This is a genomic window from Priestia flexa (assembly GCF_021441905.1).
Taxonomy (GTDB): Bacteria; Bacillota; Bacilli; order Bacillales; family Bacillaceae_H; genus Priestia; species Priestia flexa.
Map to the genome: position 1 here is coordinate 1,251,851 of NZ_CP090431.1, position 19,900 is coordinate 1,271,750.

Here is a 19,900-nt window from a genome sequence, read left to right on the forward strand (position 1 = left end):
ATACATATTGATTTGGTAGGTTTTTACCATCTTTTTCAGCAAAGGTGTATAAAATGACGAATCTTTTCAATACTGTTACAGATATGTAAAATTGATCGAATTACTTTCTTTTTAGAAGCATGTTCGATACAATGCCCTCAAGATGTTTTCTAAACGAAAGCAATTCTTTGAAAAGACGAAAGGAGCTCTATTAGCTATGAAGAAATTGAAATACCCTTTCATCATTGGACTACTTTCCGTAGCCCTTGCAGCATGTGGCTCAAACGATGCTAGCGACAGTGCTGATAAAAAAGAAGATTTGAAAACAGCTCAAACGGAAGAGCAGCAGAAACAAACAAAAGAACAAGAAAAGCAAATGAAAGAAATGCAGGAGAAATTAGAAAAGCAGCAGGTAGATGAAAAGAAAACCGTAGCGCTTGTAAATGACGAAAAGATTTTAGGATCTGAATATAACCAAGTGCTTCAAACATCTCAAATGCAAATGCAGCAAATGGGGCAAGACCCAACAACAAAAGATGCAGCTAAGCAGGTTAAAGATCAAACAATCGATAGCTTAGTGGGACAAACGCTGCTCATTCAAGATGCAACGGAAAAGGGTTATAAAGCATCAGAAGACGAAATTAATAAGCAAATTGAAGATGCTAAAAAGCAGTATGATTCTGAAAAAGAATTTAACAATGTATTAAAGCAAGCAGGTCTTAATATGGATCAATTAAAAGAACAGCTGGGTGAAAGCATTCAGTACAATAAATATGTAGAAAAAGAAATTAAGGCTGAAGAAGTAACAGATAAAGAAGTGAAAGAGTACTATGACCAATATGCGAAGCAAGCAGAAAGTGCAGGGTCAGAGCAACAGCAGCAACTTCCAAAATATGAAGAAATAAAAGATCAAATCAAAGGCCAGCTTGAACAACAGAAGAAGCAAGAAAAAGTAGGCGAACAAGTTGAAAAGCTGAAAAAAGAAGCAAAAGTTGATGTGAAAATTTAACCTAAATTAATGCAAAAACGACCCGTATGTGTACGGGTCGTTTTTGATTAATTGGAAAAAAGGGTAAAAAACACGTTATAATAAAAAGAGCCTTAAAATAGGAGTAGATAAAAACGATGAAAAAACAGGTTCTTGCATTCATAGGGTTAATAAGCTTTATTATGATTTTAATAGGGTGCTCAAGTCAGCAAAGTGAAGATAACAAAGGGTACGTAATCCAAGGTCGCATCATGGAAGTGAAAGAGGATGAAATTTTAGTTGCGAACGTCATTCCTAGGGACGTAGCGCTTAATTATACGACAAACGAAGTATTAGGTGATGATACCATTCAGCCTATTTACTTAAAGGTGCCTGATTCATCTGTTACCTACAAAAAAGGTCAACTAGTGAAAGCATGGTTAAAGAAAGGTGAAAGCGTCAAGTACACAGTCCCAGCAAAAGGGAATGCGGAAGAAATTCAAGTGATTAAAGAAGGTAATTAACAGCCAGGTAAAGTGGAAAGTACGTGATCCGCTTTGCCTGGCTGTTTTGTGAGAAGCTGGAAACAGAAGTGAGGATACCAAAAAGTGGATTGACATAAAAGGAAATTATCACTATAATAGTTTTAGTTCATATAATTTGTATACGAATTATTTTTATGGAAATTAACATGATAATTGTTTAAAGGAAAGGAAGGAATGAAATGAGTAAGTCAAAGCTATGGACGAAAGATTTTGTAGCCGTCTCGATGACGAGCTTTTTTATTTTTGTTGTTTTTTATATGATGACAGTTACGCTTCCTTTATATGCTACAGACATTTTACAAGCAGATAAAGGCAGTTTAGGACTTATTGTTACAGTGTTTTTAATTTCAGCTATTATTTTTCGCCCGCTCTCTGGAAAATGGATGATTACCTTTGGTCAAAAGAGAATTCTAGTCATTGGAGCGGTGCTTTTTTTAATTGGTTCGGTTTTATATAGTCAAATCAATTCACTTTCAAGTTTGCTGCTGCTTCGCGTATTGCACGGAATTGGGTTCGGAATGGCAACAACAGCTACTGGGGGAATTGTAGCAAACGTTATTCCTGATGATCGTCGTGGAGAAGGAATGGGCTACTTTGCTACATTTATGAACCTAGCGATGGTAATTGGACCGTTTATGGGATTAACACTAATCGAAGCATCTGGGCATTCAGCCGTTTTTACAGTAGCAATTGTAGCATCAGTGTTAGGGTTATTATGTAGCTTGGTGCTAAAAGTTCCAACGCTAAAAATGGTGAAAAGCTCTACAGAAGTGAAGGCATCTTTCCTAGCAAGCCTATTTGAATTCAAAGCACTTCCAATTGCATTAGCGGGCTTTGTGCTTTCATTTGCGTACGCAAGCATTATTTCGTTTGTGTCTGTCTTTGCTAAAGAGATGAACTTCACAAGCGTAGCAAGCTATTTCTTTGTTGTGTATGCGGTTTGTTTATTATTGTCTCGTCCATTTACAGGAAAATGGTTTGACCGCTATGGTGAGAACTTCGTTGTTTATCCAGCAATTCTACTGTTTACAATCGGCGTATTTCTTATCAGTCAAGCGTCTTCAGGGACGACTTTCCTGCTAGCTGGTGGCTTGATTGGAATTGGGTTTGGAACGTTAACATCAAGCTTACAATCTATTGCAATAAAAGTATCACCACCGCAGCGTCGTGGAGTTGCCACAGCTACGTTCTTTGTTTTATTTGATTCAGGATTGGGAGTGGGATCCTCTGTATTAGCGGTTGTCTCTGGTTCAATTGGTTATCAAGGAATGTACGGTGTGTGTGCTATTATTGGTGTGATGGCACTTGTAGTTTATTATGCTCTGCACGGTCGCTATTCGAAAGTTACCTCTAGGGTAGCGTTGGAAAAACAGATAGTAAATAAATAAAAAATTGGTGAAAAAGCTTAAAAAAGCACAGTGAAGAAATTGTTCGCTGTGCTTTTCTTTCGTTTCCTTACCCTTGTAAAATTATATATAGCACATTGACGCGTAATAAATAGTGTTCAAATTATTTACTTTGAGATAAAATGATTTACAAATATAAATGTAACTTTTATAATGAAATCAACTTACAAAAAGTAAGTAAATGGAATGTAAAGCATCCAAATTGGAAGGATGACATTAATTAGTTTAAAATAAGAATGTAATGTGATTGTCAGGAGGAACCAATATGTTAAATGAAAAAGTGATAGATGCACTAAAAGATAAAGTAAATGTCATTAATAATCAAGATCATTATATATACGTTGTAGGACCCATTCGTTTACCGGTTAACTTAGAAGGAGAAACTAAAATCTTTCAATGGTATTCTTGGTTACGTTCGGATGATGTGGAACAAGGAGAACTTAGCTTAGAAGAGCTGGTTGAACAGATGAATTCTGCTAATTTAGCTGATTTACAGCAGTCTAGCGTACTTGTATATGGAGACTTTAAAGAAGCGGATCAAGCATTAATTCGCATGCACAGTATTTGTCATACAGGTGATATTTTTGGAAGCAAGCGTTGCGACTGCGGATTCCAGTTGAAACAATCCATGAAGATGATTACAGAAAACGGAGCGGGTGCCTTATTTTATTTAGCAAATCATGAAGGAAGAGGAATTGGCTTATTTAGTAAAGCGATGGCTTACGTGCTTCAAGAAAATGGGTTTGATACGGTTGAAGCGAACGAAGAGTTAGGGTTCGCTGATGATACTCGTCAATATAAAGAAGCAATCAGCGTGCTAAAGCAGATTCGTAGAAAGCCGGTTATTTTAATTACAAATAACCCAAAAAAGCTTACGGCATTAGAAGAGAACGGTGCTTCATTATCTGGCCGTATTCCACTTTGGGGAGACGTATCAGAGTTTAATGAAAAATATCTTCAAACAAAAGTGCAGCGCTCCGGTCACTTAGGTGAGGAGGTACTGGTTTGATTAGTCACGAATTTTACATGAACATTGCAATTCAAAATGCAAAGGCTACAAAAGGGCAAACGGACCCTAATCCACTTGTTGGATGCGTGATTGTAAATGATAACCGTATTGTAGGAATTGGTACGCATTTAAAAGCGGGGGGTCCTCATGCTGAAATTCATGCTTTAAATATGGCCGGTGAGTTAGCAAAGGGAAGCACGGCATATGTTACGTTAGAACCGTGTTCCCACCATGGTCGCACCGGTCCTTGCGCAGAAGCGCTTGTTCGAGCAGAAGTGTCAAAAGTCGTCATTGCTACGCTTGACCCAAACCCACTTGTGGCAGGACGAGGAGTAAGTATTTTAAAGAATGCGGGCATTGAAGTTGAAGTGGGGATATGTGAAGAAGCATCTCGTCAAATGAACGAGGTGTTTAATCACTTCATTACGGTAAAAAAGCCGTTTGTTATTTTAAAATCTGCCATTACGCTAGATGGCAAAATTGCAACGGCGTCTTCTCACAGCAAATGGATTACGTCAGAAGATGCTAGAAAAGATGTTCATCAACTTCGTCACGAAACAGGTGCAATTCTAGTCGGTGTTCAAACAGTTATTGAAGATAATCCATCATTAACAACTCGTCTTGAAGGTGGTCGCAATCCAATTCGCATCGTGTTGGATTCAAAGCTAAGAACGCCGCTGGACGCAAAAGTAGTGACGGATAAACAAGCACCAACGTGGATTTTTACAACGAGTAATTATGATGATAGAAAAAGAAAATCTCTTGAAGAACAAGGTGTAAAAGTCTTTGTCACAAGCGGTGAAAAGCATGTGAACTTATCTCAAATGCTTGAAATAGTGGGTGAGCATTCGGTTTCTTCTCTTTTAATTGAAGGTGGAGGACAAGTGAACGCATCCTTTATTGAACAACAGCTAATTAATAAGCTCGAGCTTTACGTGGCACCAAAGATTGCTGGAGGTGAAGATGCCCCTACTTTTGTGGAAGGAAAGGGTGCTGAGAAAATGTCAGACGCACTAGAGTTTGAGCATGTTACCGTAACACAACTGGGCAGAGATTATAAATTTAGCGCGTATCCAATCTATGAATAAAAGCTGGCTCTTATAACCTGCATCTTAGCTGTTAGGCGTATTTTAACAGCAAGATGCAGGTTTTTTATGTATGGTTTCGACAGTCAGTAGCTTATTTTTTTGAAATTTGCGAAACTTATATTGTGTTTTATCGTTTATTTTGATACAAGGACCTATAAACGTCTTGGAAAGCGGATTTTATGTCTTTAGATAAAGGAATTTGCTTAAGAAAAAGAGAAACACATACTATTGGTTGAAATTTTATATAAGGGTGAGGAATGAGATGAGAGAGTACAGAATTGGGCGTGTCATGAGAGAACTTCGAAAAATGGCGGAGCTAACTCAACAAGAATTAGCAAAAGATATTTGTACCCAAGCGCAGATTAGCAAAATTGAAAATGGTGAAGAGTATCCTTCTAGCATTACGCTGTATAAGCTATCAAAGCGATTGGGCGTAGATGTAAACTATTTTTTTGATACAGTTGAGTCTCCCCGATTAGATTATGTGGATGCAGTAAAATCACTTATCCGTCAATATATTCGCCAAAGAGACTATGAGGCGATTGACCATATTATAAAGAAGGAAAAAGAAAGTCCATTGTTTCAAACAACGCTAAATAAGCAGTTTTTAACGTGGCATGAAGGAATTTGTACGTATTACTTGCATAAGCAAAAAGAGAAAGCATTCAGTCTTTTATACGAAGCGATTGACTATACCAAACAGTCGAAGACGTTTTATAAAGAAAAAGAAATTGAGATTTTAAACAGCGTAGCTATCATTTATCATGAAGAAAAAGAATATGAAAATGCAGAAGAACTATATAGACAAGCGCTAAAGCATATAACGGCACTTCCACAAATTCGTCAAGAGATGCTGAAGGTTCGTATTTTATATGGATTATCGAAAACATTAGCTGATATGAAACAGTACGAAGAGTCGATTACCTACAGCAGTAGAGGAATCGATCTTTGCATAACCAATGAGTCCATGTATTTATTTGGTGAACTTCACTACCAAACTGGTGAAAACTTAATAAAGCTTGGAAGAGTTAAGCAAGGGAAAGAATACTTAGAGAAATCCGTCCATATCTTCCAGTTACAAAGGAATGAAAAGTTCACGGAGTTAGTGAAAAGTGAAATTAATGAACTTTTCGTATAAAAAAACAAAAATATTCCTATTATTATAATTATTGAGAAAATAAAGCGAATTAGAAGAATAAGCCCGTTTAAACAGGTATATTCGCCCATATCATCAAATTCACGAAAAAAATCTTATGCTACACTAACATTAATCACAATAAGGGGAGGAAATATCTATGAAAAAATTATTAGTAGGATTAACATTAGCATTTACATTGGTGGCAGGTGTAGCATCAGTTGGTGCAGTAACTCAGGAAAGTCAAGTAACAACTTTAGGGTTACCGAACCAACATTGATTATAACGATTTTCTCAATATCACAATAATAAGTCCGCTGTAGAGCTTTTTTCAGTAGACCCCCTCTATGAAATAAATGTATGAATTAAGCCCAACCTGTTCTTGGTTGGGCTTGTTTTTTGTTGTTCTCGTTAATTAAGGTGAAGTCTATAAAAGTTAAATATTCAAAAATAACCGAAAAGCCATGACTATCATCATGGCCATTTCGGTTATTTCATTTTACGCATAATCACAAATTCATTTTCGTTTAACATCAAATCGTTTGATACGTGCTTATTTGTCCATAAATCAATGCTGTCAGCAAATGAAGTAGGAAATTTAACCTTTAATGAACGGTTTGTTGGATTAATGATAATGAGTAGCTCTTCATCACCAAGCGTTTTGCGATAGCTTACAAGAGACTCATTTATAGCATGGAACGAGAATTCTCCCTTGGAGAAAGCTGGGCTTTGTTGACGAAGTGAAATAAGTTTTTGAACAAAATGAAATAATTCAAGGTCCTGTTTGTTTTCATCCCATTCCATACACTTACGGCATAAGGGGTCATCTCCACTCTTATTTTTAGCGGGATGTTTAATGAAACGTTCGGTGCAATTAATAACGATATTTTAGCGTTTCTTGGTATCGATCCAATTCCGTGGCTTACTGAACCGCTTTGGACGAAAGTGGCGCTAATATTCATTCAGTGGTGGGTTGGGTTTCCTTTTGTATTTGTTATGATTACAGGTGTTCTTCAATCTATACCAGAAGAGCTGTATGAAGCAGCAACGATTGATGGAGCATCTTTATGGCAAAAGTTTCGTCATATTACGCTTCCGATTATTTTATTTACAACTGCTCCGATAATGATTACGCAGTTTACAAGCAACTTTAATAACTTTAACGTCATCTATTTATTTAATGGTATTAAAAGGTCAAAATACAGCGCGAACAAAACAGTTAAATCAGTCATTGGTACTCAGAGTTTTGCTGCAAAACGGACCGATGTCGAGACAGAAAATTGCTGAGATTACACAGCTAACACCAGCAACAATTACTTATATTACAGCTGAATTGATCCAGGAAGGCTTTATCATTGAGCGCGGAGATGTTCAAGAAGGAACAAAGCGAGTAGGGCGAAAATCCATCGCGTTGGATTTACAAGGCGATGCTTATTGGACAATTGGAGTTCACATTAGTATGGAGACAATCCGAGTGGGGTTAGTAAACCTAAAAGGAGAGACGCGTAATATTCAAGCGGTTCCTGTTCCAGCAGATTTTAACCAGGAAGAGTATTTAGAGTTTGTGGCACGTAGAATTAGTGAGTATATTAATACGCAAGAAGTAGACGTAGCGAGCATCGGGATCGGCTCATTGGGAGCAGTTGATTTGAAAGAAGGTAAGCTTTTAGGAAACGATATAATTGGTTGGCCTGATGTGCCCATTGTGCAATATCTAAAGCAGAAGTTAAAGCTTCCTATTTATTTTGATAATAACGTAAGTGCCTTAGCTTTAGCAGAAAAGATGTTTGGACAAGGAAAGCAAGTTGCTGATTTTATGTGTTTGTACCTTGGATATCGTATCGGAGCAAGCTTAGTGTTGAAAAGCGAATTATATCGCAGTGGGTTAACAGGAGCAGGTGAGTTCGGCCATATGACATACCTGCCAGATGGAAAGCCATGTTGGTGCGGAAGCAGCGGCTGTCTCAATCAATATGCATCAGAGCAAGCCATTGTAGAAGAACTACAGGCACAAGATATCCAAGAAGTGCTACAGCGAGTAGCCAATCAAGAAGGTAAAGCTAGGCGCGTTGTTGAAAAAGCAGCTGAGCGAATAGCGGTCGTTCTGGCTTCGTTTGTGAATATGGTTCACCTTAAAAAAATTGTTGTGTCTGGTCCATTAACCCTTGCTGGCGTTGATCTAACGTCAATTATTAAACAGGAAGTGAATGAGCGATCTTTCTTAGCTCGTAAGGAGGAAGTAGAAGTTATTTCATCCGAACTTGGAGAATATGTCGAGATTATTGGTGCCGGTAGCTTAGCGTTATGGTATAGCGTGTATCAAAAACAAGTATAAAGGGTGTGAAAAGCGCTCTTTTCTTTTAAATATATTATTTAATTTAATGAATTAATATAAAGGGTGAATTAGTTTGAGTGAGCATTCAATTGTTGAAATTTCAAATTTTAAATCTATTCATTTGCAGAACGAACGTAATTTGTATGTTTATTTACCACCTAGCTATGAACAAGCACAAAATACCACGTATCCTGTGCTCTATATGCATGATGGTCAAAATATTTTTCATCCAGCCTTTAACGGCCAATCATGGAACGTTCATCATGTGGTAAATAGACTTGTTGAGCAGGGGAAAATGCAAGAAATTATTATTGTTGGAATTGAAAATATGAAAGAAGAGCGAGCGAATGAATATAGCTTTCATACGCTCAATGAAGATAGTTTGCAAGTCCCTCCAGCTCTTGCTTGCATTCAACCGAAAGGAGAGCTTTACGAGAAATTTATCATTGATGAAGTTAAACCTTTTATCGATGAACAGTTCCGGACGAAAAAGGAAGCAAAGTATACGGCGTTAATGGGATCTTCTAGAGGTGGAGCCATCACGTATCATATTGGATTAAAGAGGCCGGATGTGTTTAGCATGCTTGCCATTTTGTCTCCATACTTTTATTATGTTAATCCTCATACACTACAAGAATTTAGTCAAGTGAATGTTCCAGCTCAAAAAGCAAATCATAAGAAAATCTGGATTGATGTTGGTCAATATGAAGGGCTTTTAATTCGTATAGGACATGTAAAAGATATAGCAAACAAACTATTAGCATGCGGATATCAGCATGGTGAAGAGGTAGCTTACTATCAAGATGATGCCGCTTCCCATACAGAAGCAGATTGGGAAGCGAGAGTTCATATGCCACTGCTATACTTTTTTGGTAAGGAGATGAAACTAGCTGCTGTGGAATTAAAAGGACGCTCAAGCTTTGGTTTAAACGAAAAAGTATGTTCTTTAAATGCAGTAAAAACATTCAGCAATGGTGTGAAAGTAACTGACCTTCAAGGAGAATATCAAGTTGAGAATGAACGCATCGTTTCAATTGCGAAAGATGGAACGATTATCCCTAAGTCTGTGGGCAAAACCGTTGTTCAGTTTCAGAGTGAAGGAATAGTAAGCTCAAAAGAAATTGAAATCGTAGATTACCTATCTGATAGAGTGCCCGTTTCCATTCAAGTGAACAGCAAAGATGCATTGTTAGATGCATTAAGGGTTTACGCCGATTTACCTCTTAAGAAGGTGGATTCTCACCATTTCTATAATCAGTTTATACTACCTATTGATACTGGATTGGTTTTCGTCTTTACTTAGATGATGGCAAAGGAGAAGTTGACGATTATGGTGCTCCGATTCATCATCGTATAATGATTACACATCCACTTCATAAAAAGTTCACAGTAAAAAGTTGGTTGTAAAAAGCAAGGGTCCGTTTGGATCCTTGCTTTTTATGTCCTATTAATTTGTTTTGCTATTTTGATCTTTGTTACGCTTATTTCCTTTTGAATTATCTCCGCTCGTAATTTCTTCGCCCATTTCAACCATTTGATGCTGAGTTTTTGGGTTGCTTTGATTTGCACTACCTTTATTGTTTTTCTTTGTCATAATAATCATTCTCCTTTTAAAAAGTTGGTAACGAATCTAAGTTGTTTGTTTTATCATGGTCAGGTACGCTGCGAATATATGTATCGCCGTCTTTTCCAATAAACGTCGTAACGTGTTCAATTTCACCGGAGGCGACACGCTTCATGGCTTCCTCGTAGTTCAGTATCTGACCACTTTGTGTTTTAAATTCAGTTAAGTTTCCTTTATCATCTTTGCGAACGGCAACAAATTGATCCATGTTTTTCACCTTCTTAGTTATGATTATGAAGAAACCTACACATTTTTATCATGGCTAAACTGTAGAGTTTTATTCCTTTTAAAAGGTAAAGAAGCTTTTATCACGAATAACATAACAATAAATTAAAGTAGGAGGTACATACATGACAACATTTAACTGGCATCAGGAAGCACATTCACAGTGGAATCAAAAAGTTTCATTCTGGAATCAAAAAAGTGAAAATATGTGGAAAAACGGGAGTAGAAAAGGAGTTATCCCTTTAGTTCAACAGCATGTTAAGAAAGATGGTACCGTCATAGATATTGGATGTGGAGATGGGTACGGAACGAGGCTGTTAGCACAAGCGGGGTACAAAGCACTTGGAGTCGATTTATCAACAGAGATGGTTGAAAAAGCAAAAGAATTGCATGAGCACGTTGCGACATTTAAAGCAGCAGACGTTATGGATCTTCCTTTTGATGATGATTTAGCAGATGCTGTAGTCGTCATTAATGTCCTCGAATGGACAGAACAGCCGTTAGTAGCATTAAATGAAATCAAACGAGTGGTGAAGTCTGGAGGTCATGCATGTGTAGGAATATTAGGACCAACAGCACAACCAAGGACCAATAGCTATCGTCGTCTGTACGGAGAGAACGTCATTTGTAATACGATGATGCCGTGGGAGTTTCAACAGCTTGCTTCTGAAAATGGTTGGGAGATTATAGATGGTGAAGGCGTATATAAAAAAGGAGTAAACCAAGAAACACTTGTAACATTGTCTTCTGAGTTGAAGCAGTCATTAAGCTTTTTATGGTTGTTTATATTGAAAAAAATGTAAAAAACACATAAACCAAATGTAGCTCAACATACCAATGAAGTAAGACTGTCAGATTAAAGAGGGATGAACGTGGAGCAAAAAAGACATGAACTCACGAAAGAAAGTCGACCTCATTTTCCGTTGCTTCCTTTTTAGATGATAATGGAGATCCCGTTGCAGCACTACCTACACCCGCAGCAGATAATGTATATAACGTTTATATCAACGGAGTACTCCAACAAGCAGGATTAAGCGTTATTACTCCTGCCCAGGTAACAATCAGTGCACCTGTACCCGTTGGTGTTCCAGTGGTATTAGAGCTTGATGATTTCGCAGACGTGACCTCAACGTCTACTTCCACCACAAACTTAGATGTTGATACAACCATTAGTACGTAAGGAATATGCAGTACACCAAAGAAGGAGTAACAAATGTTACTCCCTTTTTGATGTGTGTTCAACTATATAAAAGGAAAGAATCAATCTCTGTATCTAATGCAAGCTTTTTTCTTTAAACTCGTGGATGACGTTCGTTATTAACAGAATATCTTTGTAAATCTCATCTCGAATGCTTGAATTTGAACAATTACGATAATCTGCCAGCAACCGATTTAACTCATGATGAAATAGAAACGCTTCTTTTTTTGTAATCATTTTAAAAACTCCCTAACGTTTCAGTAAAGACTTCTGAGGTAGAATGAGGAGCTGATAAAACAGCTATACAGCTTATCATTAACAGATTCATTTAACATCATTCTGTTAAAAGTCTCTTTATATAGTATTTACTCTGTATTTACATAAATTAAACCTCAGGTTACGTTCCTTTTTTTAGAAAATAGTTGAAGTGGGTTTCTGTACGTGTCGCTATAAGCGAATGCAGCATAATTTAAATATAGGGAGGAGACAAGCGATATGAAAAAAATTTATCTTGATGCAGGACATGGTGGTCACGATTCAGGGGCCGTGTCAAGTGGGCTGCTTGAAAAAAATTTAGTATTAAAACTTCAGCAATACATGATTCAATTTTTTAATGATCAATATACGGGGTTTACCATTCGCACTACGCGTACAACGGATGTGTTTTTGTCACTAAGCGAAAGAGCAAGTCGAGCAAACGCATGGGGAGCAGACGCATTTATGTCTATTCACGTGAACGCTGGAGGTGGAACAGGATACGAAGATTATATTTATACGGGTCGAAGAGTTAGCTCTGTTTCGTTGCGAAATGCAGTACATGATGAAGTAAAGAAAGTAATAGGCGGTTACAACCATCCAAACCGAGGGAAAAAAACAGCCTCTTATGCCGTGCTTCGTCGTACAAATATGCCGGCTGTTCTAACTGAAATTGCTTTTATTGACCGAGCTGCAGATGCGACTTTGCTTAAAAACGAATCGTTTTTACAGAATATAGCCTATGCCTATGCAAAAGGAATGGCAACTTTTTTAAGGTTGCCTGCAAAATCAGGGGCTACACCTGCACCTACGCCAACACCAACACCAGTTCCAACGCCGCCAAAAGCACCTGCAAAACCACAGCCAACACCACCAAAGCCTTCAGCTCCGCCACCTTCAACTTCGGGAGATACTGTTATTCGTACCATTCAACAAACGTTAAATTCTCGCTATAAAACAGGCATTGCTGTAGACGGCATTTATGGACCTAATACAAAAGCAGCGCTTATTAAAGGTCTACAGTCTGAGCTGAACACGCAGTTTAATGCTCGCTTAGCCGTAGATGGTATTTATGGGAGTAATACAAGGAATGCCGTTGTAAATATTGTACAAGGGGCTCGTGGAAATTTAACATGGATTGCACAAGCCGCTCTTTATATTTCTGGCCATAATCCAGGCACTATTGACGGCATTTTTGGCACCAACACGTTAAGTACAGTAAAAGCATTTCAGCGTAGCAAAGGCCTTTCCGTAGATGGAATCATTGGTATAAATACGTGGCGTGCATTATTTTAAAGAAATAAGCGGACTCTAGAGAGAGTCCGCTTTGTTTGTGACCAGGTTCTTTCATTTCCACTCATAAGGCGTTTCTTGGTAAACATAATAGTTTAACCAGTTCATGAATAATAGATTTGCGTGCGAGCGCCACGTTTTGAGCGGAGCACGGGTTGGATCATCATTTGGAAAATAGTGCTCAGGCAACTTTGCATCCATTCCTTTTGTTTTGTCCCGCATAAACTCATCTTGTAGCGTCTGAACATCATATTCAGGATGACCTGTTACGAAAATGAACTTTTCATCCTTTGACATGACTAAGTAGACACCTGCTTCTTCTGAGTGTGATAGCAACGTTAGATCGGGGTGAGTTTTCACTTCATTTAAGTCCACATCTGTATTGCGTGAATGAGGGGAGAAAAAGAGATCATCAAACCCTCGCAGAAGCTTAATAGGCTCTTGAAGAGAAGTATGGGTGAACACACCTGTACATTTTTCGTCAAGCGGTCTTTTATCAATGTTAAAATGATGATATAACCCAGCTTGAGCTCCCCAACAGATATGCATCGTTGACGTAACGTTTGTCTTACACCAATCCATAATCTCAGTGAGCTCCGACCAGTAATTCACATCTTCAAATGGAATATGTTCAATTGGTGCACCGGTGATGATCATGCCATCAAACTTTTGGTGTTTAATTTGCTTAAAGGTTTTGTAAAACTGCTCCAAATGATTTTTACTCGTTGTCTTCGCTTCATGGGTTGCTGGGTGCAGAAGCGTAATATGTACTTGTAACGGTGAGTTACCCAGCAGACGAAGCAGCTGTGTTTCAGTTTTTTCTTTTTCAGGCATTAAATTTAAAATCGCAATATTTAAAGGGCGAATTTCTTGATTAAATGCCCGTACATCATCCATGATAAAAATACGTTCTTTTTCTAAAATTTCTTTTGCTGGTAGATCACGCGGGATGTTAATAGGCAATAAAACTTCCTCCTGTTTTTTCGTAATATAACGTGCAATCAATCACTATATATAGTGAGCACACAGATTTTTTTATCTCTTGAATGGTTTTTTCAAAGACGATTTTCATTTCTATATACAATACACTATTATATGAATATACAGAATATTAATCAACTGAATTTTCGAAAAAGTAGAGTTTCTTATTCGTAATTTAAGCCAAAAATGATACAATATCAACAGTAAGTGCTAGGTAATACTTAGATAAGACTAATATACATAAATAAGGTTCTTTTAATGGTAAAAAGAGCGTGCATTCATTTGTATGAAAAAGGAGAAGGATAACATGACAACCAAGAAACAAGTGAAAAGTGATTTACAAATCGCTCAAGAAGCAAAGATGAAACCGATTAAGGATATTGCAGCTCAGCTAAGTGTTTTAGAAGAGGAGCTCGAGCCATACGGCCATTATAAAGGAAAGCTTTCATTGGACATTATGGAACGCTTAAAAGACCAAAAGGATGGCAAGGTTATTTTGGTGACGGCCATTAATCCGACCCCTGCGGGTGAAGGGAAGTCTACGGTAACTGTAGGACTGGCACAAGCCCTTCAACAGCTGAATGAAAAAGCAATTATCGCCATGCGTGAGCCTTCTTTAGGTCCAGTCATGGGAATTAAAGGAGGAGCAGCTGGAGGTGGCTATGCTCAGGTTGTGCCGATGGAGGACATCAACCTTCATTTTACGGGAGACCTTCATGCCATTACAACAGCAAACAATGCGCTATCAGCTATTATTGACAATCATATTCACCAAGGTAACGAGCTAGGAATTGATACGCGTAAAGTAACATGGAAGCGCGTCGTTGATTTAAATGATCGTGCACTTCGTCAAGTAGTAGTCGGGCTTGGTGGTCCAGTTCAAGGTGTACCAAGAGAAGATGGCTTCGATATTACAGTAGCATCAGAAATTATGGCCATTTTTTGTTTGGCAACAAGCGTTCAAGATTTGAAAAAACGATTAGCTCGCATTGTAGTTGGTTATACATATCAAAATGAGCCAGTAACGGTCGCTGATTTAAACTCGGAAGGAGCACTGACCCTTCTGTTAAAAGATGCGATTAAGCCTAATCTCGTCCAGACGTTAGAGCATACGCCAGCTCTTATTCATGGCGGTCCATTTGCTAATATTGCCCATGGGTGCAACAGCGTGATTGCAACGAAGATGGCGGCTAAATTAGGTGACTATGTTGTGACAGAAGCAGGATTTGGAGCTGATTTAGGAGCAGAAAAGTTCTTAAATATTAAAGCACGAATGGCAGATATTAAGCCTGAAGCTGTTGTGCTTGTTGCAACCGTCCGCGCATTGAAAATGCACGGAGGCGTTCCAAAAACTGAGTTAAGTAAGGAAAATATTGAAGCGCTACAAGAAGGCATGAAGAATTTAGAAAAGCATATTGAAACAATTCGCGCATTTGGAGTTCCGTGCGTCGTGGCAGTGAATCGTTTCATTACGGATAGTACAGGAGAAATTGAAACGATTATGAGCTGGTGTGAAGAAAACAGCGTAAAAGTAGCCCTCACAGAAGTGTGGGAAAAAGGTGGAGCTGGCGGTATTGATTTAGCAAAAGAACTTCTCCAAATCATGAAAACAGAAGAGTCAAACTTTGCACCGATTTATGATGTATCAGCGACAGTTGAAGAAAAAGTAGAAACGATTGCAAAAGTAGTGTACGGAGCGAGTGGCGTAGATTTCTCTCCAAAAGCCCACAAGCAAATTGCCCAGTTTGAACAATACGGATGGTCGTACTTACCGATTTGTATGGCGAAAACACAGTATTCACTAAGTGATGATCAAGAACTATTAGGAAGACCTGAAAACTTCCGCATCACAATTCGTGAGTTTAAGCCATCGATCGGTGCGGGTTTTCTAGTTGCTTTAACAGGTTCAATTATGACGATGCCTGGCCTCCCGAAAAAACCAGCAGCGCTAAATATGGACGTCGACGAGAACGGACAAGCAGTAGGAATCTTTTAATAGGAAAAGGCGATGGGTGCATCGTCTTTTTCTTATTTTTTCCAAAGAGCGTATGTTATCATAGGAAATGGTTAGAACAAGTAAAGGATAAATTATTTTATTGTAAAGAAAGTAGTGGAACGATGTTTGATCCAATTGTATTTGATAATTTAAAAGTGGTTGTGGAAGGGGAAATATACGATTTAGATTTATCGGGGCAAGTATCGGTTGTAAATCGTGAAGACTTAATGGACTTAGCTCGGTTTACGAGGACGTATCGTATTTCGTTTCAGCAGCATTCGTGCTGTACGACAACCTTGGCTCTTTCAACGGATTTAGATAGCATCCATGCTGAGTTAACTCCGTCTCGTCAGGAAAAGCCAGGCTGTACGGTATTTATTGCTTTTTATATTAAGCAAGCCGTTGCTTATACGATTGAAGACTGCAATGAAATTCGCACGCTGTGTGAAAGAGTTTGGGGAGAGAATCGCGTAATTGAACAACGAGTGATTCATGAAATTGACACTAACGAATATGAAAATGAAGTAAAAGTGATGTTTAACCGCTTTGTTTATGAAGACCAAGTGGCCGATTTAATTGAGATGATTGACTATATGCTCCAAACAATGGACCAGTTGAAAAATTATTATGACCAGCAAGCACATGATAAGCGCTTATAAATTGTTGAAACGACATCTCATACATTACAATAAAGGTATGAACGATACTTTACTAAATGGAGGTCGAATGTATGTCAGTTTATAAGTATTCTGCAAAAACGATTAAAGGTGAACAAGTGTCGCTTTCCCAATACGAAGATAAAGTTTTGGTCATTGTTAATACAGCAAGTAAGTGTGGATTTACTCCGCAATATAAAGAGCTTCAAGCACTTTATGAAGAGATGAAGGACCAAGGCGTAGAGATTCTTGGATTCCCTTGTAACCAGTTTGGTGGTCAAGAGCCGGGTAGCGCAGGTGATATTGAACAGTTTTGTGAACTTAATTACGGAGTATCTTTTCCGATGTTTGATAAAGTGGACGTGAAAGGCGAACATGTACACCCTCTATTTACATACTTAGCTGAAGAGGCGCCCGGTGTGTTTGGATCTAAAACAATTAAATGGAACTTCACTAAATTTCTTGTGAACCGTCAAGGAGAAGTAATTAAGCGCTATGCGCCACAAACTTCACCAAAAGATATAAAGAAAGACATTGAAGAATTAATATAAGGCAAAGCAGGTGAGCGTAGTGTTCATCTGCTTTTTTGTTACTCAAACACCCTGAGCTTCTTTGTGGTAAAATGAATTGAATAAATGCGTTTCATAAGGAGGCTAAAATGAAGCGAACGATAAAAGAAGCAGAAGCATTTGTGAAAGAGAAGCTCGCACATGACACTACGGGCCACGACTGGCAGCATATTAATCGCGTGCGCAATTTAGCTATGATTCTATGTGAAAAAGAAGGTGGAAATAAACAGGTAGTAGAACTGGCTGCTTTATTTCATGATGTTGTAGATGATAAACTAGTGGTTGATGTTAATAAAGCTTACAAAGAAGTAGAAGAGTGGCTGATTGTTCACGGGATTAGCGAAAAGGATTGTCATCATATTATACATATTTTAAAAACAGTGTCTTTTAAAGGTGGAAACCGTCCGGAAATGACGACGTTAGAAGGAGAAGTTGTGCAAGATGCGGATCGCTTGGATGCAATTGGAGCAGTGGGTATCGCGCGAACATTTATGTATGCAGGAGCTAAAGGAACACCTTTATACAACCCTTCAATTAAGATTCGAGACGTGATGTCGGAACAAGAATATCGAAATGGAAAGTCAACGGCTGTTGCCCATTTTTATGAAAAGCTACTGAAGTTGTACGAAGGAATGAATACATACACAGCTAAAGCAATTGCAAAGGAACGTCATGACTATATGCTTGGCTTTTTAGCACAATTTAAGAAAGAGTGGAATTATAACAATGAAAATGATTACGATTGAAGAATTAACAAAAACGTATGGGGAAAAGAACTTATTTAATCATTTAACCTTTACCATTACTGAAAATGAACGAATTGGCTTAATTGGTGTCAACGGTACAGGAAAGTCAACGTTGCTAAAAATTATTGCAGGACTGGAAATAGCCGATGGTGGCGAAGTCATGCACGCGAAGGATTACCGCATTACGTATATGCCTCAACACCCGGATTTTAATCCTGAACTTACGGTGCTAGAGCAGGTCTTCAGCGGTGATACGCCGCTTCTTCAGCTATTAAAGCAATATGAGCTTGCGCTGTACGAGCTCCAGCAAGATGCTTCGAGTGAAAAAGCGCAGCAGAATTTATATGATCTTCAGCAAAAGATGGATGCAATGAACGCATGGGAAGCGAACTCTAGTGCCCAAGCCGTTCTAACGAAGCTTGGTATTACCAATATGCAAGAGAAAATTGGGGCATTATCTGGTGGTCAGAAAAAACGTGTTTCCATTGCTCAAAGCTTAATTCAAACGCCGGATCTTTTAATTTTAGATGAACCGACAAACCACTTGGACTATGAAACGGTAAAATGGCTAGAAGAATATTTAGCGAAGTATCAAGGTGCCGTTTTACTCGTAACGCATGATCGTTACTTCTTAGACGCCGTTACGAATCGCATCTTTGAATTAGATGGTGGGAATTTATACAGCTACAAAGGAAATTATGGAGCGTTTTTGGAAGGGAAAGCACTTCGTGAAGAGCAAGAAAAAGCAACGCAATCCAAGTTAAGTAATTTATACCGTAATGAATTAGCTTGGATTCGACGTGGTGCCAAGGCGCGAACAACGAAGCAAAAGGCGCGCATTCAACGATTTGAAGAACTTGAAGGAAAAGTAGGAAGTACTGAAAAAGAGGGACTGGATATAAGTTTAGCAGGCAGTCGTTTAGGGAAAAAAGTTGTTGAACTAAAAGAAGTGTCAAAAGCATTTGAAGGTAAGATGCTCTTGAACGATTTCACTCACATTGTGAAAAAAGGAGATCGGATTGGGATTGTCGGTAAAAATGGAAGCGGGAAGTCAACGCTTTTAAACATGCTTGCTGGTCGTATTGGACCTGATAGCGGAGAGGTTGATCGTGGGCAAACTGTTAAAATTGCGTACTATACGCAAGAAAGTGACGATATGGACTTAAATAACCGAATGCTAGATTATATCAAAGAGTCAGCTGAAATCGTCCAAACGACGGATGGAAAAGTAATTTCAGCTTCGCAAATGCTTGAACGTTTTTTATTTCCTTCTCATACACACGGAACGCCTATTCGAAAGCTTTCAGGTGGAGAACGTCGTCGCCTTTATTTATTGAAGCTTTTAATGACCTCACCGAACGTGTTGCTGTTAGATGAGCCAACCAATGATTTAGATACACAAACGTTAACGGTTCTAGAAGACTATCTAGAGGAATTTCCAGGCGTTGTTATTACTGTTTCACATGATCGCTATTTCTTAGATAAAGTCGCTGACTACTTGTTAGTATTTGAAGGAGACGGCGTCATTTCAACCTATTACGGTGCTTATACGGATCAGCTGGAAGAAGCAAGACGACAAAAGCAAAAACAAGTGCAAGAGACCAAAGTGAAAGAAGAAAAGCCTAGAGTACAAGAAAAGCAGAAAAAGCGCCGCTTATCATATAAAGAGCAAAAAGAATGGGATGAAATTGAAGATAAAATTGCAGCCAAAGAAGAGGAGATTGAACGCTTAACAGCTGAAATTGAACGAGCTGGAAGTGATTACTCCAAAGCCCATACCTTATCGATGGAACAAGAGCAAGCAAACGATGATTTAAATGAGCTGCTAGAACGCTGGACGGAGCTTTCGGAACTAATTGAAGAAATTGAAAATGCGTAAAAAAGCAGGTGATT

Annotated in this window: 20 protein-coding genes and 2 pseudogenes; 17 read left to right on the top strand and 5 right to left on the bottom strand. The window is 38.4% G+C overall.

Annotated features, from left to right (window positions below; genetic code table 11):
* The first annotated feature begins 196 nt into the window (after positions 1-196).
* From LZP85_RS06355 to LZP85_RS06380, 6 genes are all read left to right on the top strand, one after another.
* Positions 197-988 carry a SurA N-terminal domain-containing protein gene (locus LZP85_RS06355; RefSeq protein WP_119544159.1) on the top strand — a complete coding sequence of 264 codons (792 nt, stop codon included), beginning with the start codon at positions 197-199 and terminating at the stop codon, positions 986-988.
* Between the two features lie 116 nt (positions 989-1,104).
* Positions 1,105-1,470 carry a DUF3221 domain-containing protein gene (locus LZP85_RS06360; protein ID WP_025907672.1) on the top strand — a complete coding sequence of 122 codons (366 nt, stop codon included), beginning with the start codon at positions 1,105-1,107 and terminating at the stop codon, positions 1,468-1,470.
* A 200-nt stretch (positions 1,471-1,670) separates the two neighbouring features.
* Positions 1,671-2,879, top strand: coding sequence for an MFS transporter (locus LZP85_RS06365; protein WP_076513893.1), 1,209 nt, complete (start codon positions 1,671-1,673; stop codon positions 2,877-2,879).
* Between the two features lie 283 nt (positions 2,880-3,162).
* Positions 3,163-3,906, top strand: coding sequence for a GTP cyclohydrolase II (locus LZP85_RS06370; RefSeq protein WP_061785050.1), 744 nt, complete (start codon positions 3,163-3,165; stop codon positions 3,904-3,906).
* A complete protein-coding gene (gene ribD, locus LZP85_RS06375) occupies positions 3,903-4,994 on the top strand; it encodes a bifunctional diaminohydroxyphosphoribosylaminopyrimidine deaminase/5-amino-6-(5-phosphoribosylamino)uracil reductase RibD (RefSeq protein ID WP_025907675.1) in 1,092 nt (363 codons plus the stop codon). Before LZP85_RS06370 ends, ribD begins: the two co-directional genes overlap by 4 nt.
* A gap of 262 nt (positions 4,995-5,256) precedes the next feature.
* On the top strand, positions 5,257-6,132 hold the full coding sequence (locus tag LZP85_RS06380; RefSeq protein WP_119544157.1) for a helix-turn-helix domain-containing protein: 876 nt from the start codon (positions 5,257-5,259) through the stop codon (positions 6,130-6,132).
* A 486-nt stretch (positions 6,133-6,618) separates the two neighbouring features.
* Here the strand turns inward: LZP85_RS06380 and LZP85_RS06385 are convergent, their stop codons facing one another.
* Positions 6,619-6,933, bottom strand: a complete 315-nt coding sequence (locus LZP85_RS06385; RefSeq protein ID WP_119544156.1) for a hypothetical protein — start codon at positions 6,931-6,933, stop codon at positions 6,619-6,621.
* 21 nt (positions 6,934-6,954) lie between these two features.
* Between LZP85_RS06385 and LZP85_RS06390 the strand changes: the two are divergent.
* The 3 genes and pseudogenes from LZP85_RS06390 to LZP85_RS06400 form a co-directional block, all read left to right on the top strand.
* Positions 6,955-7,314, top strand: a pseudogene (locus tag LZP85_RS06390) (carbohydrate ABC transporter permease); the annotation flags it as partial.
* Positions 7,315-7,393: 79 nt separating this feature from the next.
* Positions 7,394-8,464, top strand: coding sequence for an ROK family transcriptional regulator (locus LZP85_RS06395; RefSeq protein WP_234562089.1), 1,071 nt, complete (start codon positions 7,394-7,396; stop codon positions 8,462-8,464).
* A 73-nt stretch (positions 8,465-8,537) separates the two neighbouring features.
* The gene (locus LZP85_RS06400) at positions 8,538-9,767 is read left to right on the top strand and encodes an alpha/beta hydrolase (RefSeq protein WP_226639468.1); all 1,230 of its coding nucleotides are present in this window, start codon (positions 8,538-8,540) and stop codon (positions 9,765-9,767) included.
* 144 nt (positions 9,768-9,911) lie between these two features.
* Here the strand turns inward: LZP85_RS06400 and LZP85_RS06405 are convergent, their stop codons facing one another.
* A complete protein-coding gene (locus LZP85_RS06405; protein ID WP_167556148.1) occupies positions 9,912-10,058 on the bottom strand; it encodes a hypothetical protein in 147 nt (48 codons plus the stop codon).
* A gap of 16 nt (positions 10,059-10,074) precedes the next feature.
* The gene (locus LZP85_RS06410; protein WP_061785045.1) at positions 10,075-10,296 is read right to left on the bottom strand and encodes a DUF3892 domain-containing protein; all 222 of its coding nucleotides are present in this window, start codon (positions 10,294-10,296) and stop codon (positions 10,075-10,077) included.
* A gap of 142 nt (positions 10,297-10,438) precedes the next feature.
* Between LZP85_RS06410 and LZP85_RS06415 the strand changes: the two genes are divergently transcribed.
* Together LZP85_RS06415 and LZP85_RS20860 are read left to right on the top strand one after the other, a co-directional pair.
* Entirely contained in the window at positions 10,439-11,116 is a 678-nt protein-coding gene (locus tag LZP85_RS06415) for a class I SAM-dependent methyltransferase (protein ID WP_144593780.1), read from the top strand.
* A gap of 125 nt (positions 11,117-11,241) precedes the next feature.
* Positions 11,242-11,493, top strand: a pseudogene (locus LZP85_RS20860) (DUF4183 domain-containing protein); the annotation flags it as partial.
* 93 nt (positions 11,494-11,586) lie between these two features.
* Here the strand turns inward: LZP85_RS20860 and LZP85_RS06420 are convergent.
* Positions 11,587-11,748, bottom strand: a complete 162-nt coding sequence (locus tag LZP85_RS06420; RefSeq protein WP_169799841.1) for a hypothetical protein — start codon at positions 11,746-11,748, stop codon at positions 11,587-11,589.
* A 258-nt stretch (positions 11,749-12,006) separates the two neighbouring features.
* Between LZP85_RS06420 and LZP85_RS06425 the strand changes: the two genes are divergently transcribed.
* On the top strand, positions 12,007-13,062 hold the full coding sequence (locus LZP85_RS06425; protein WP_119543181.1) for an N-acetylmuramoyl-L-alanine amidase: 1,056 nt from the start codon (positions 12,007-12,009) through the stop codon (positions 13,060-13,062).
* Between the two features lie 51 nt (positions 13,063-13,113).
* Here LZP85_RS06425 and metA read toward each other — a convergent pair whose 3' ends face one another.
* A complete protein-coding gene (gene metA, locus LZP85_RS06430) occupies positions 13,114-14,022 on the bottom strand; it encodes a homoserine O-acetyltransferase MetA (RefSeq protein WP_061785042.1) in 909 nt (302 codons plus the stop codon).
* Positions 14,023-14,347: 325 nt separating this feature from the next.
* Here metA and LZP85_RS06435 point away from each other — a divergent pair, with 325 nt between their 5' ends.
* From LZP85_RS06435 to LZP85_RS06455, 5 genes are all read left to right on the top strand, one after another.
* A complete protein-coding gene (locus LZP85_RS06435; protein WP_119543180.1) occupies positions 14,348-16,036 on the top strand; it encodes a formate--tetrahydrofolate ligase in 1,689 nt (562 codons plus the stop codon).
* Positions 16,037-16,158: 122 nt separating this feature from the next.
* Entirely contained in the window at positions 16,159-16,695 is a 537-nt protein-coding gene (locus LZP85_RS06440; RefSeq protein ID WP_119543179.1) for a hypothetical protein, read from the top strand.
* 71 nt (positions 16,696-16,766) lie between these two features.
* The gene (locus tag LZP85_RS06445) at positions 16,767-17,243 is read left to right on the top strand and encodes a glutathione peroxidase (RefSeq protein WP_119543178.1); all 477 of its coding nucleotides are present in this window, start codon (positions 16,767-16,769) and stop codon (positions 17,241-17,243) included.
* Positions 17,244-17,350: 107 nt separating this feature from the next.
* Positions 17,351-18,007, top strand: coding sequence for an HD domain-containing protein (locus LZP85_RS06450; RefSeq protein ID WP_206782997.1), 657 nt, complete (start codon positions 17,351-17,353; stop codon positions 18,005-18,007).
* Positions 17,988-19,886 carry an ABC-F family ATP-binding cassette domain-containing protein gene (locus tag LZP85_RS06455; protein ID WP_119543176.1) on the top strand — a complete coding sequence of 633 codons (1,899 nt, stop codon included), beginning with the start codon at positions 17,988-17,990 and terminating at the stop codon, positions 19,884-19,886. The genes LZP85_RS06450 and LZP85_RS06455 overlap by 20 nt, the downstream gene beginning before the upstream one ends.
* Positions 19,887-19,900: the final 14 nt, after the last annotated feature.